10 protein-coding genes and 1 tRNA gene are annotated in these 13,382 nt (G+C 72.1%); 5 read left to right on the forward strand and 6 right to left on the reverse strand.

Annotated features, from left to right (window positions below):
- Positions 1-1,193: 1,193 nt before the first annotated feature.
- Positions 1,194-1,269, reverse strand: a tRNA-Lys gene (locus Voc01_RS50970).
- Positions 1,270-1,413: 144 nt separating this feature from the next.
- On the opposite strand from Voc01_RS50970, the gene Voc01_RS50975 reads away from it, so the two are divergent.
- The 5 genes from Voc01_RS50975 (at position 1,414) to Voc01_RS50995 (ending at position 5,286) form a co-directional block, all read left to right on the forward strand.
- Entirely contained in the window at positions 1,414-2,586 is a 1,173-nt protein-coding gene (locus Voc01_RS50975; RefSeq protein ID WP_203935055.1) for a L,D-transpeptidase, read from the forward strand.
- A gap of 64 nt (positions 2,587-2,650) precedes the next feature.
- Positions 2,651-3,952, forward strand: a complete 1,302-nt coding sequence (locus Voc01_RS50980) for a L,D-transpeptidase (protein ID WP_203935056.1) — start codon at positions 2,651-2,653, stop codon at positions 3,950-3,952.
- Positions 3,953-4,082: 130 nt separating this feature from the next.
- Entirely contained in the window at positions 4,083-4,352 is a 270-nt protein-coding gene (gene rpsT, locus Voc01_RS50985; RefSeq protein WP_203935057.1) for a 30S ribosomal protein S20, read from the forward strand.
- 191 nt (positions 4,353-4,543) lie between these two features.
- Positions 4,544-4,951 carry a hypothetical protein gene (locus Voc01_RS50990; protein WP_203935058.1) on the forward strand — a complete coding sequence of 136 codons (408 nt, stop codon included), beginning with the start codon at positions 4,544-4,546 and terminating at the stop codon, positions 4,949-4,951.
- A gap of 17 nt (positions 4,952-4,968) precedes the next feature.
- Complete coding sequence (locus tag Voc01_RS50995) at positions 4,969-5,286, forward strand: DUF4097 family beta strand repeat-containing protein (RefSeq protein ID WP_203935059.1); 318 nt, start codon at positions 4,969-4,971, stop codon at positions 5,284-5,286.
- A gap of 163 nt (positions 5,287-5,449) precedes the next feature.
- Here the strand turns inward: Voc01_RS50995 and Voc01_RS51000 are convergent, their stop codons facing one another.
- The 5 genes from Voc01_RS51000 to Voc01_RS51020 form a co-directional block, all read right to left on the reverse strand.
- Complete coding sequence (locus Voc01_RS51000) at positions 5,450-8,026, reverse strand: hypothetical protein (protein ID WP_203935060.1); 2,577 nt, start codon at positions 8,024-8,026, stop codon at positions 5,450-5,452.
- Complete coding sequence (gene holA / locus Voc01_RS51005) at positions 8,023-8,994, reverse strand: DNA polymerase III subunit delta (RefSeq protein WP_203935061.1); 972 nt, start codon at positions 8,992-8,994, stop codon at positions 8,023-8,025. The genes Voc01_RS51000 and holA overlap by 4 nt, the downstream gene beginning before the upstream one ends.
- A gap of 266 nt (positions 8,995-9,260) precedes the next feature.
- Positions 9,261-11,621: a ComEC/Rec2 family competence protein gene (locus Voc01_RS51010; protein WP_203935062.1), complete on the reverse strand. Its 2,361-nt coding sequence runs from the start codon at positions 11,619-11,621 to the stop codon at positions 9,261-9,263.
- A complete protein-coding gene (locus tag Voc01_RS51015; protein WP_203935063.1) occupies positions 11,618-12,442 on the reverse strand; it encodes a ComEA family DNA-binding protein in 825 nt (274 codons plus the stop codon). The genes Voc01_RS51010 and Voc01_RS51015 overlap by 4 nt, the downstream gene beginning before the upstream one ends.
- Before the next feature lie 105 nt (positions 12,443-12,547).
- Positions 12,548-13,381, reverse strand: coding sequence for a DegV family protein (locus Voc01_RS51020; RefSeq protein WP_203935064.1), 834 nt, complete (start codon positions 13,379-13,381; stop codon positions 12,548-12,550).
- Position 13,382 lies beyond the last annotated feature (1 nt).

Genomic DNA, 13,382 nt, shown 5'->3' on the forward strand with positions numbered 1-13,382 from the left:
TCGGCAGATCCGGAAGCCAAGATCGCGTGGAGCTGGCCAGAGGTGAAGTGCGCTGTCGGCTCACGATCGGTGGCAGGCCGGGTCGGTGACATCATCGTCGACTGCGACGATCTGGTTCTGCTTTGTCGGCTTCTGGTGTGGCGTCCATGGCTACCGGATCTTCGCCCGTGAAAAGGCTGGTGTGGCGGTCCGTGGGGCGACGATCAGTCCGGGCGTCCTGTTCATCGGCGTCAGGAGTCGTCATAGGCGACGAAGGACCGGTTGTACGTCGGCGTGTGCCCTACCGACGGCGGACAGGACGACGGCTGACCCGTTGGTCGGGCTCGGAGCCGGAGGGGTGTCGCATCACCGGCAGGCGGCTCCTGGGTGGTTCTGCCGTATCCGGGAGGAAACGAGTTCTGGCCGATGTCCAAGCGGATCCAGCCGAACCGGCTCCCTTACACGAGCTTCCACGAGGCATGGTTACGTCATCGGCGAGTCTTCACTCCCCGGGCAAGCGAACTCATGTCGGCGCCACAAGAGACAGTCGAACCGTCGACTCAGATGTGCATGGCCGGATGTGTCTCGCCGGCCGGTTCCCGCGACAAGCGTGACGAGCCGGCCCGTTTGTGCATCGGGCGGACCGGCCCGTCATCGCACACCGTGGCAGGGTGCCGGACCAGCGTACGGCCCGCCGGACGCCCGCCGCCCCGCGCCGCGGTCGCCCGTGCCGAGAACCTGATGATGCAGGCCCGGTCAGGAGCGCGTCGGCCTGTCGCCCCCAGTGGAGGCATCCACGATGCGCCTGGTGGTCGTCTCGGCTCCGGGTTACCGCTCAATCCCGGCCTGGCAGGCGAGACGTGAGGCCTCGAGGTGGCGGACCCCGGGGTGGCGGACACGGCAGGGCCGGCGGCCACGACCACCGCTCGCAACGGTGGCCTGGACGAGAACCGGCCCACGAGTCCGTTCGCACCCCGCTACCGGCCCGGCGAAGATGCCCGAACATAGCCAGAATGCGGCGAACCCCGACCCCGCCGCCGTATCACCGCAATAGCACTCGCGCCCGGACGCCACAGGACCGGTCGAGACGGTACGCGCACCGCCACCACTAGGAACGGATGAAACCGGACGCGACCCCGCCCGAACAGACGAGCAACCTACGAGCAACCCAGGTCCACAATGGACAGATAATAGACCCGTTTTCGCAGGTCAGATGGTGCGCCGCCAGGGACTCGAACCCCGAACCCGCGGATTAAGAGTCCGCTGCTCTGCCAGTTGAGCTAGCGGCGCTCACTGGAACGCCAAAACCCTAGCACGCACCCCGCCCCCGGTCCCAACCGGATAACCCCCGGGGCAGGCAGTCGCGCAAGCGTGCGCCCATACGGCACCATGTCCGAGTCCCCGCCACGGGGTGTGGGGGAAATAGGAGTACAGATGGTAGTCCGGCGAGTGCTCGTTGCGATAGCTCTACTCGTCCCATTGGGTCTGGCCGCTTGTGGGAACGACGAGCCGGACAAGGCCGATGCCGCGCCCACGGCGGCGCCCGCCAGTTCCAGCCCGCCGCCGGAGCCGTTCGTGTTCGAGGTCGGGCCGGTCGCCGGCACCAAGGGCCTTCCGATCACCGCCGAGGTGGAGACCCGCGTCAGCGGCGGCAAGGTCACGACGGTCACGCTGGTCGACGACAAGGGCAAGAACATCGGCGGCGAGCTCCGCGCGGACGGAACCACGTGGGTGCCGGGGGCTCCGCTCGAATACAACCGGACCTACACAGCGTCGGTCACCGCGGCCGCGACCAACGGGACCCCTGAGACGAAGACCACCACCTTCTCCACGATGGCCCGGCCGGGTGGCGGCAAGGTGGGCTCCGGGTTGTACCTGTTCAACGGGAAGACGTACGGCACGGCGATGCCGGTGGCGGTCGAGTTCGAGTCGGACATTCCGGAGGCGGCCCGGGCGTCGGTGGCGCGGCGGCTGTTCGTGAAGTCCGAGCCGGCGCAGGCCGGGCGTTGGCACTGGCACTCGTCGCGGATGGTGCTGTACCGGCCGGAGCAGTACTGGAAGCCGGGCACCACGATCACGGTGCGCAGCGCGCTCACCGGGCTGCCGATCGGCGCGAAATGGGGCGACACCGACCGCTCGGCCACGGTGAAGATCGCCGACCGGTCGCTGGTGATGGACGTCGACAACGCGACCAAGAAGATGCGGGTCCTGGTGAACGGGCAGCTCGTGCGGGAGATGCCGGTGAGCCTGGGCAAGCCGTCGACGCCGTCGTCGAGTGGGCAGCTCGTGGTGATGGAGAAGGCCGAGCAGACCGTCTTCGACACCCGCGCCACCGACGGGCCCGACGGCTACCGCGTCGACATCCAGTACGCGCAGCGACTGACGTGGGGCGGAGAGTACATCCATTCCGCTCCCTGGTCGGTGAAGGACCAAGGCGTGCGAAACGTGTCACACGGATGCGTTAACCTTGCCCCCGACCAGGCACGGTGGCTGTTCGAACAAACGATGATCGGCGATGCGGTGATCGTCCGCGGCACCGAACGCGTATTGCAACACGGTAACGGTTGGACCGCCTGGGACGTTCCTTGGGAGAAGTACGGCGTCTAGAAGTATGGCGATCACATCCATGTGGTCGCCGTCCGCCGCTTTTGTGATCTTGGAGACGACGACGATGCGAACGAGCCCATCGGCGCCACGGCGATTCCGCGCCGCGACCCGGTACGGGGCGGCCGCCCTGGCCACCGCGGTGCTGTTCGTCACCGCCGGCTGCGGCGGCGACAAGCCGAAGTGGTACGGCGCCGACGGCAAGCCGAAGGCCGACACCCCGGCCGAGGCGCCCGTCAACGTGGCCGTCACCGCCCCGGCGGAGGGTGCCACGAACGTCCCGGCGGCCACCGAGATCGCCTACACCACCGACGGCACCTCCAGCACCGTCGAGCTCACCGACGCCGCGGGCAACAAGATCGATGGGACCCCGCGTCCCGACAAGTCGTCGTGGGTCCCGGCCAAGATGCTCGCGTGGGGTACGCAGTACACGGCGAAGATCACGGCGACGTCGGCCAGCGGCAAGTCCGAGGCCAAGACCGTCACGTTCACCACGATGGCGAAGCCGGGCAGCCTGGGTAAGGCGTCCACGGTGATCTCCGACAACCAGACCGTCGGGGTCGGCATGCCGATCATCGTCAGCTTCAGCAACGACATCGCGAAGGACCAGCGGGCCGCTGTGCAGAAGCGGTTGTTCGTCACCAGCGAGCCGGCCCAGGAGGGCATCTGGCACTGGTGGAACAACAAGGAGGTGCACTTCCGCCCGAAGGAGTACTGGCAGGCGGGCACCAAGCTGTCGGTCCGGGCGGCGATCGGCGGTCTGCACCTGGGCAACAACCGCTACGGCTCGCAGGACCTCACGATCAACGCGAAGGTCGGCGCGCGCATCATCATGGAGGCCGACAACGCCACCAAGCACATGACCGTGACGAAGGACGGCCAGCTGCTGCGCACGATCCCGGTGAGCTTCGGCAAGAAGGCGACGCCCACCGACGGCGGCAACCTCATCGTCATGGTGAAGAACGAGTGGGAGTGGTTCGACTCGTCGTCCTACGGCGTCCCGGTCGACTCCGCCGACGGCTACCGCACCAAGGTGTACTGGCCGCAACGCGTCACCTGGAGCGGCGAGTACCTGCACTCGGCACCGTGGTCCGAGGCCGACCAGGGCAAGCGCAACGTGTCGCACGGCTGCACCAACCTCCCCGAGGAAGCCGCCAAGTGGCTCTACAACCTCACCCAGATCGGCGACCCGGTGATCATCAAGGGCACCGAGGCGCGCGTGAAGTGGGGCGACGGCTACACCGACTGGGACCGCCCCTGGTCGGAGTACGTGAAGGGCAGCGCGATCCCGTACCAGCCGCCGGCGTCGGCGCCGCCGTCCGTGGGTCCGTCCGGCAGCGGGTCGGCGTCGCCCTCGGCGTCCAACTGAACGCAGGTGACGGCGCCGTTTTGGCCCGTCGCGGGGTCGGCTGGTAGGCTGGCTCCTTGCGCATGGTGATGCGTATCGCGTCCCGTGCAATTCCCGTAGTGAACCCGAACGACCAAACGAAGGCTGTCGCGTGGCGAACATTAAGTCGCAGATCAAGCGGAACAAGCAGAACGAGAAGCGCCGCCTGCGCAACAAGTCCGTCAAGTCCTCGCTGAAGACGGCGATCCGCAAGTTCCACGAGGCGGCCGCCGCCGGCGACACCGACACGGCGACGACCCTCATGCGTTCCGCCAGCAAGCAGCTCGACAAGGCTGCCAGCAAGGGCGTCATCCACAAGAACCAGGCCGCGAACCGCAAGTCGGCGATCGCGCAGAAGCTGCACGCGTCGACTGCCGGCTGATCCAGGCCGCAAGCACGTCAGATCCTGGAGGTGCGAGCCCCCTCGTGTGGGCTCGCACCTCCAGGTTCTGTTTCCGGGCCTCCCCCTCGGATTGAGGGCCGCCCTCAGACGGTCTCGGGGTCGGCTTTCAGGGGCCGCTCAGGGCGGCGCCCGGATGATCCGGGGCACCCCCGGCGACGACGCTCATTGACATGGATCAGCGAACTACCTCGCCCACGCGCCGCTTCGCCGTGACCTCCCTGGTACGCAGCCCGGCCGTTCCTGCGGCTTCGCTCGCGGCTGTGGCTCTGCTGGGTCTGTCCGCCTGCACGACCGGGCCGGTCTCCCAGCGGCAGGACAGCTACGACGTCTCCGGGTCCGTCACCCGGCTCGTGCTGACCGGCACCGAGGGCGCCGTCCGTGTACACACCGGCGACGGCCCGGTCGCCGTCACCGAGAAGATCTCCTACACGCGCGACGAGCCCACGACGTCCCACCGCGTCGACGGCACCACCCTCTACATCGACGTGGACGGCTGCGGCAAGACCGTCCGCCACGACCGCTGCGACGTGTCGTTCGACATCCGGGTGCCGGCTCGACCGCGGTCGAGGTCAAGCTGACGGCCGGCGCCGTCGATGTGCGCGACCTGGGTGGCGACCTGAAGGTGGAGACCACCGCCGGCCGGATCGACGCCAGCAACCTCCGCAGCCAGCACGTCGACGTGCGCACCCAGGCGGGCGAGGTGTCACTGGCACACCAGGTGGCCCCGGCACAGACGTCCGCCCGCACCGACGCCGGCACGGTGACCGTCCGGCTCCCCGGTGGCAGCACGTACGCGGTCGACGCGACGACCGACGCCGGCGACCGGGAGGTCAGCGTCGCTGTCGACCCGGGGTCGGGTCATCGGGTGACGGCGCAGTCGGAAGCGGGCAACGTCACCGTGAAGCCAACCTGATCGCACGCCGCCTCGTGCCCGCACCGCCCGGCACCATCCGCGACACCGCCTGTCTGCACGGCCGCGACCGCACACCGCGCTCCGCGCACCACGCGGCCGCAATAACAGGTGACGCCGCCCGAAAGCTCCGGGCGGCGTCACCAGTCACGGTTCTCCTGAACGGTCAGGCGTCCCGCAGGCGGCCGAAACCCCTGTCGTTGAAACGGATGCCCTGTCGCCCGGTGCCGTTGCCCTCGCCCCGCGAGTGACGTCCGCTGTCGCTCCCCGCGTCCCGCGTCCGGCGGGTGCTGGCCCCCCGGGTGGTGCCGCCCAGGGCGTTCATGCCGATCTGCTGCGCCTGCGCCGCCATCGACCGCCGCACCGCGGCGCCGAAGAGCTGCGCGCGCCGGGGCGCCGCCGCACCGGGCAGGTTCGGCGGGACCCCACCCTCAGGCCGCGCCGCCGCCATGCCGGGACCCTGACCAGCCGCGACCCGGCTCCAGTAGCTCGCCGCGTGGCTGGCGCCCTGCCGGGCCGGCTGCTGCGGCCGGTCGTCGGCTCCCCGCGCGGGAGCGGCGGCGCGGGCCTGCTCCGTCGGACGCTGCGGCGCCTCACCGGCCGACCGGCCGCGCGCGGTCAGCGCACTGCCCGCCGCCGCAAGCGAACCCGCGGACATCGGCCGGGCCACCGGCGCCGCCTGCGCCGGGAAGGCGGCGGCCGGCGTCGTGCGCGAGGTCGAATCCGCCGGGACCCCGTGCGCCCCCGCCTCCCGAACCGCGTGAGCCTCCCGAACCGGGTGAGCCGCCGGAACCACCGGCACCGCCGGGACTGTCTCCGCCATCGACCAGGTGTTCCCGGCCGCGACGACCTCTGCCGGCCACACCGGCTCCGCCCGGTCGGCGTAGTCCTCCGAACGCTGCGCCGACGGCGCAACCGGGGTGTGGTCGCCCGACCGATGCGCGGACGGCGCGACCGGGGCGGGGTCGCCCGACCACTGCGCGGACGGCGCGAGCGCGGCGGGGTCGCCCGACCACTGCGCGGACGGCGCGAGCGCGGCGTGCCGGCCCGAGTTGGACGTGTCGCGGCCCGACTGCTCGTACGCCGCGACGCGCTGGTTCCCGGCGTGTTCCCGGTCGGTGTATCCGTACGCCGCCTCGTATTCGTAGGCGTTCTCGGATGCAGCGTGCCGGCGCTCCCCCGAGTCGTAGTCGTGCGCGTCGGCGCGGTGCTCGCCGGCGGCGTACTCATTGGAGGTGTATTCGCTGGCGGCGTATTCGCTGGCGGCGTATTCGCTGGCCGTGTGTGCGCTGGCGGCGTGTGCGCGGTCGGCGTACCCGTTGGAGGCGTATTGGCCGGACGTGTAGTCGTGGGACGTGTAATCGCTGGACGCGTACGCGGTGTGTTCGTGGGTGGCGTACCCGTGAACCTCGTGCTCCCCGGAGGCGTACCGGGAGTCGGTGGCTTCGCGGGTGGTGTATCCGGCCGCGGCATGCCTGTGGTCGGGAACGGCCGCTTCGTGCCCGCCCGCGCCGTACCCCCGCTCGCCGTACCCCTGCTCGCCGTACCCCTGCTCGCCGTACCCCTGCTCGCCGTAGCCCTGGGCGGCGTAGCCCTCCGGGTATCCGTTTGCCGGTGCGTGCTCGTGGGCGGTCTCGTAACCGGCCTGGCCGCCGGCCGTGTACCGCTGGTAGGCGCCATGCTCGTGCTCGTGCTCGGCGTATCCGTGTGCCTCCGACTGTGCACGCTCGCCGGCCCCGTGTTCGGACCCGGACGAGGCCGCGTAGCCGTAACCCGCCTCCCGGTCTGCGCGCTCGTCGCGACCGTCGTACTGCCGGGACCCGTACCCGTACCCCGCCTGCTGCGCGCCGTAGGTCTGGCCACCGTACGCGTCGGCGGTGTCGCGGACGCTCGGGAACTCGTGCGTCTCGTACACCTCGCGGCCGTATCCGTCGGCCGTGTCGCGGACGCCCGGGAACTCGTGCGTCTCGTACACCTCGCGGGAGGACCGCGCGGCGTGTCCGGCGGGCGCGTCGTCCGGCGATTCGTACGCGGCGTAGGCCTCGTTCACCGCGCGCGCGGCCCGCGAGTGGTCCTGTGCGTAGCCGCGCGCGTCGACGCCGTGCTCCGGCGCCGGGTCGTCGGTGATCATCTGGAACTCGGTGGTGGCGGCGTGCTCCATCGCGGCGCGCTCGGTCCAGGCCGCCTGCCGCTGGCGCGGCCGACCGGTCAGGGCCGCCGGGAGCATGATCTCCTCGGTCGGGCGGTCGACGGTCCACCCGCCGGTGCGCACCTCGACCCGCTCGCGCTCGACCGGAGCCGGCTCGCGCGCGTCGGAAAGCGCCACGGACGGCGCCACGGACGGAGCGGCGGACGGCGCCTCGAACCGCGCCGCGGGACGCGCGTCGGGAAGATCGGCGTGCATGACCTCGTCCGGGAGCGGCTCGTCGTCGAAGAACTGCTCGCTCACCTCGTCACGCTGAGGGGGGACCCGCGACGCACGCGCGCCCCCGACGGCGGCCGCGACCGGCGTCTTCGCCGGCCCGCCGACCATGTCGTTGACCTTCACCATCACGGCCACGAGAATCGGCAGCAGCGGCACTGCCCACCAGCTGACCAGCTCAGCGAGTGCGAGCAGGATCGCCACCGCGATCGTGCACTCCAGGAGCAGGAAACTCATCAGCCCAGTGATCTTGATACGGCGCAGCCGCAACAACCTGGCGTAGATCGGGGCGCGCCCGGCCACCTGCCCATCGGTACTCATCGAGCACCACCACCTCCCTGACGCGCCGCCGCGACGGCGAACACCGCACGTTCCAGGGCGTACTCCCGGTCGTCGGATCCGCCCTTGACGGCCGCGTTGCATTCAGCGGCCACTCGCATGGCATCAACGAGCGCATCGGCCGTCCAGCCACGGGCCTGACGCTGGGCACGCTCGACCTTCCATGCCGGCATGCCCAAATTTCCCGCTATCTGGTACGAATTGCCCCTTCCGGCTGACGCGACACGCGCGACCGTGCGAATGCCATCGGCCAGCGCGTCGGCGATCGGGACCGGGTCGACGCCGATGTGCAGCGCCCACCGCAGCGCCTCCAACGCCCCCGCGACGTCGCCGACCATCGCGGCGTCGGCGACCTGAAAGCCACTCACCTCGGCCTTGCCCTGGTAGTACCGCGCGACGATCTTCCGGTCGATGGTGCCGCCGGTGTCGGCGACCAGCTGCGAGCAGGCCGCCACCAGGTCACGCAGATCGGTGCCGACGGCGGCGATGAGCGCCTCGGCGGCATCCTCGTTGGCCCGGCCGCCGAGCCGACGCACCTCCGCGGTGACGAACTCGACCCGTTCCCGCGCACGGGTGATCTTCACGACCGCGGTGACCGTGGCCTTGGCCGCCTTGAGCCCGTCGACCAGCGCCTTGCCCTTCGCGCCGCCGCTGTGCTGCAGCACCAACGTGACATCGGGCTCCGGCGACTTCGCGTACCCGACCAGCGCGGCGATCACGTCCTTCTTGGCGTCCTGGGCCGCCCGTACGACCAGCACCCTGTTCCCCCCGAACAGCGACGGGCTGAGCATCTCGGCCAGTTCCCCCGGCACCAGGCTGCCCGCCTCGTACTGGCGCACCTCGGCGTCGGCGTCGGCAGCCTTGGCGGCCGCCACGATCCCGGCCACCGCCCGGGACGCGAGGAGCTCTTCGTCACCGACCACCAAGTGGACGTTCGCAGCGTCAGCCATGGCGCCATGCTGCCACGCGCCTGAGACATACGAACCGGCCCGCCCTGGCACACCTCGGGGCCGGCCCGATCCCAACCAGAGATGCCTCGGTCGCCCGGCCCGGTATGACCGCCTGCCCCCGTCGCGCGTCCCTTGTCCATCCGCCGTTCCACGCCTACTACGCCCGCAGACGCGCGGAACCTCTGCCAGCAGAAGCCAACGGACGGACCCCGCCAAGCCGCTTGAGAAACCCATAGGAACTCCCCTCCCCCACCGCATGTGACCGGTCATGTTCGGCGTCCCGGCTCCACCCCGCGGGCGACCACCGCGAGCCGCCGTCCGTCGGTCACCACCGCCACGTCGCCGTCGCGGTCGGTGCGCATGACCCGTGCGCCGCCGGCCGCCACCCGTGCCAGCACGCCCGCGTTCGGGTGCCCGTAGTCGTTCTTCGTCGCCACCGAGACCAGCGCCGCCGACGCGTCGACCGCGGTGAGGAACTCCGGGTCCTGGAAGGCCGACCCGTGGTGGGCCACCTTCAGGACATCGGCGCGCAGGCCGGCCGGCCCGTACCGCGCCAGGAGGGCGTGCTGCTGCTCGGTTTCCGCGTCACCCACCAGCAGGAACACGTACCCGGCCGACTCCGCCCGCACGATCAGCGAGTTGTTGTTCACATCGGACCGGGTGCCGCGCAACGGTTCCGGCGCACCGAGTGCCACCAACCGCAGCCGGCCCGTGGCGGCGGCCCAGCCCGGACCGGCCACTCCCACCGGGGTTCCGGCCGCCGCGGTGACCACGGCGGCCCGTCCCGCGGCCGGTTCCGCGTGGTCGGGCACGACCACCGCCCCCACCGACCGTCCCCGGAACACCCCGGCCACCCCGCCCATGTGGTCGGCGTGGAAATGGCTGATCACCAGCAAGGGCACCGATCGGACCCCGAGCCGGCGCAGACAGCGGTCGACCGCCACCGGATCGGGACCCGCGTCGACCACCACCCCGGCATGGCGCCCGGCCGCCAGCACGAGGGCGTCGCCCTGGCCGACGTCGCACGCCACGACCAGCCAGTCCCGCGGCGGCCACGCCGTGGTCAGGACCCGTATCGGGACCGCGGTGACCGCCGCCGCCAGCGCCACGACCACCGACAACCGCCGGACCACCGGCCACCGCCCGGTGACGAGCAGCGCGACGGTGACCGCGCCGAGCAGCAGCCCGCCGCTCGGACCGTCGGGCCACGGCACCGCCCCGGACGGCACCTCCGCCCCGTACCGGGCGACGAGCACCAGCCACCGCGCCGGCCACGACCCGAGCCACGCGAGGAACTCCGCGCCACCCGCCCACACCGGCGACAGCACGGCCGCGCCCACCCCGAGCACGGTCGCCGGTGCCACCGCCGGCCCGGCGAGCAGGTTCGCCGGGACCGCGACGATACTGACCGTTCCCGACAGCCCCACCACGAGTGGTCCACACGCCACCTGCGCCGCCGCCGGCACCGCCAGCGCCTCGGCCACCCCGGCCGGCACCCCGTGACGGCGCAGGGCGTCGCGCCACCGCGGCGCCAGGAGCAGGAGCCCGGACGTGGCGAGCGCCGACAACGCGAAACCCGGTGACCCGGCAAGCTCCGGATCCACCACCACCAGCACCACCACGGCCGCGCCGAGGGCCGGAAGCGCGGCGCGCGGGCGTCCCGACGCCAACGCGATCAGGGCGACCGCCCCCATCGCCGCGGCCCGCAACACGCTCGGCGACGGCCGGGCCAGAACGACGAACCCCACGAGCGCGAGCATCGACAGCACCGCCGCCACGCGCGGCCCGGCCCGGGCGGCCCGGACCAGCAGCAGCACCGCGCCGACCACGATGGCGCAGTTCGCGCCCGACACCGCCGTGAGATGGGTGAGCCCGGTCGTGCGGAAGTCGGCCTCCACGGCCGGATCGAGGCGGCTGGTGTCGCCCACCACGAGCCCGGGGAGCAGCCCACCCGGCGCGGCGGGCAACGACGTACAGGCCTTCTGTAATCCCGTGCGCAGCCGCCCGGCCGCGCGCTGCACGGCCGACGGCCGACCGAGCAGCCGCGGCGCCTCGTTGACCGACAGCACCGCCGCGCGCAGGTCGCCACCGCGCGACGGCTGCAGCCGTCCCCGGGCCTGCACCACCTGACCCGGAAGCAGGCCGCGCCACCCCGCGTGCCCGGCCAGCACGAGAACCCGTGCGCCTGACCGTACCCGGACCTCGTCCGTCCACATGAGACGGAGCCGGGCGGGAAGCAGGTACGTGGCTGGCCGGCCGTTGATCGCCCGCGGATCGTCGCTCACGACGAGCTCGACCCGCACGGCCGTCCGGCTGTTCGCGAGGTCGCGGATCGGGTCGGCGTCACGCTCGGCGACCCGCGCCGCGGTGACGGCCGCACCGAGCCCACCGCCGAGCAGCACGGCCACGAGCACCCGGCCGGCTGCCCCCGCCGCGGGCCGGGTCTCCGGTCGGACGCCCGGCCACCACCGCCAGACGGCAGCGGCGACACCCGCCGCGCCCAGCGCCACCGCCCCGGCGACGCTCGCCGACAGGGACAGCGCCACGAGCGCGGACAGCCACACACCGGCCGCGAACCCGACCAGCCGCACGTCGGGCGGCGCCTTCGTCGGCGTCGGGGCGCTCACACGGTCACCAGGTCCTTGAGCTGTTCGAACCGGGCATCACCGACGCCCTCGACCTTGCGGAGCTCCTCCACCGACCGGAACCCACCGGTGCGGGTGCGGTGGTCGATGATGCGCTGGGCGAGCACCGGACCGACGCCGGGCAGCGCGTCGAGCTCCGCGGCGGTGGCGGTGTTCAGGTTGACCAGGCCGCCGGGAGCCCCCGCGGCGGGACCGGCGCCGGGCGCGACCGGTGGCGCGCTGACGCCGATCGCGAGCAGCTCACCGTCGACGACCTTGCGGGCCAGGTTCAGGAAACCGAGGTCGGTGCCGGGGAGGACCCCGCCGGCGGCCTCGATCGCGTCGGCCACCCGGGATCCGTGCGCCAGCCGCACGAGGCCCGGGCGGTGCACCCGGCCCACCACCGAGACCACGATGCCGACCGCCGCGGACGACGGTGGCGCCGGCGCGACGGTGGCCGCGTCGGCGCCGGCCGCCACCGGCTCGGCCCTCGGTCGGGAACGCCATACGAGGAAACCCACCACCAGCGCCACGACGAGTGCGCACACCCCCAACGCCCGGACCGCCCTGCGGCCGGGGTCGAAGGCCGCCAGCGCCCGGCTGGCTTTCGCGGGATCCGGCGGGTCCTCCGGAAGCGCCGCCTCACCCGCGAACCGCGGCCCGTCGGCGAAGCCGACGGAACCGACGGAGCCGACAGCGTCGGATTGGTCAGCGACGAGCCGGAATACACCACTCTCCGGACCCACCACCCGCGTGAGACGCGCGGCGACAACAGGATCGGCGTCGACCTCGGAGACAGCGGAACGGCTGCGACGGAACGGCATGCCGGGCAACGTATGTCGCCGTCATCCCCCGGCGCACCGGTCATTTCCGTTCTGTGGATATCCGGATCCGCCTGTGGACAAGCTTCCCACCACCGGCCGACCCGGCTATGGGACGCGGTGCAGCACCGCGCACACCAGGCCCGGACCGGAGTGCGCGGCCAGCACCGCGCCCACCTCCCCGACATACCTTTCCCGGACGCTCAACCGAGACGACAACGCCGACGCGAGCGCGTCCGCGCGCTCCGGGGCCGCCGCGTGCTGGACCACGACGTCGACGGTCGCGTCGCCGACCGCGTCTGCCGCGCGCTCCACCACGCGCGCGATCGCGCGGCTGCTCGTGCGCACCTTCTCGAGCGGAACCACCGAACCGTCGCGCATACCGAGAATCGGCTTCACCGCCAACGCCGTCCCCACCGCGGCCGACGTCGCGGAGATCCGACCGCCGCGGCGCATGAACTCGAGCGTGTCGACGTAGAACAGCGTCGTGGTCCGGTCTATCGCCGCCAGTGCGGCGGCCCGGACAGCCGCGAGATCGCCGCCGGCCGACGCGGCGGCCGCGGCGGCGACGGCCGGAAAGCCGATGCCCATGCCGGCGCCGCCGGAGTCGATCACCTGGACCCGGTCGGCGAAGTCCTTGGCGGCCAGCGCGGCCGACTCCCACGTGCCGGACAGCTTCGACGACAGGTGCACCGACAGGACCGCGTCGTGACCGGCGGCGAGCAGTCGCTCGTACTCGATGGCGAACGTCGACGGAGCGGGCCGGGACGTGCTGACCGGCTTGCCCGCGGTCAACGCCTCGGCGACCGCACCCGGCGCGACACCGATGCCCTCCTGGGCCTCGACCCCGTCGATGATCACTGTCAGCGGCACCACGGTGAGACCAGCGGCGAGGGACGGCGGCAGCGCGGCCGTCGAGTCGGTGACCACGGCGACAGGCATG

The sequence above is a fragment of the Virgisporangium ochraceum genome, from assembly GCF_016863655.1.
GTDB lineage: Bacteria > Actinomycetota > Actinomycetes > Mycobacteriales > Micromonosporaceae > Virgisporangium > Virgisporangium ochraceum.

Excerpts from the sequence above, each read along its gene's own strand:
- Voc01_RS50975 (WP_203935055.1), top strand. The coding sequence starts at position 1,414 with ATGGTAGTCCGGCGAGTGCTCGTTGCGATAGCTCTACTCGTCCCATTG.
- Voc01_RS50980 (WP_203935056.1), top strand. The coding sequence starts at position 2,651 with ATGCGAACGAGCCCATCGGCGCCACGGCGATTCCGCGCCGCGACCCGG.
- Voc01_RS50990 (WP_203935058.1), top strand. The coding sequence starts at position 4,544 with ATGGATCAGCGAACTACCTCGCCCACGCGCCGCTTCGCCGTGACCTCC.
- Voc01_RS51000 (WP_203935060.1), bottom strand. The coding sequence starts at position 8,026 with ATGAGTACCGATGGGCAGGTGGCCGGGCGCGCCCCGATCTACGCCAGG.
- holA (WP_203935061.1), bottom strand. The coding sequence starts at position 8,994 with ATGGCTGACGCTGCGAACGTCCACTTGGTGGTCGGTGACGAAGAGCTC.
- Voc01_RS51015 (WP_203935063.1), bottom strand. The coding sequence starts at position 12,442 with ATGCCGTTCCGTCGCAGCCGTTCCGCTGTCTCCGAGGTCGACGCCGAT.
- Voc01_RS51020 (WP_203935064.1), bottom strand. The coding sequence starts at position 13,381 with ATGCCTGTCGCCGTGGTCACCGACTCGACGGCCGCGCTGCCGCCGTCC.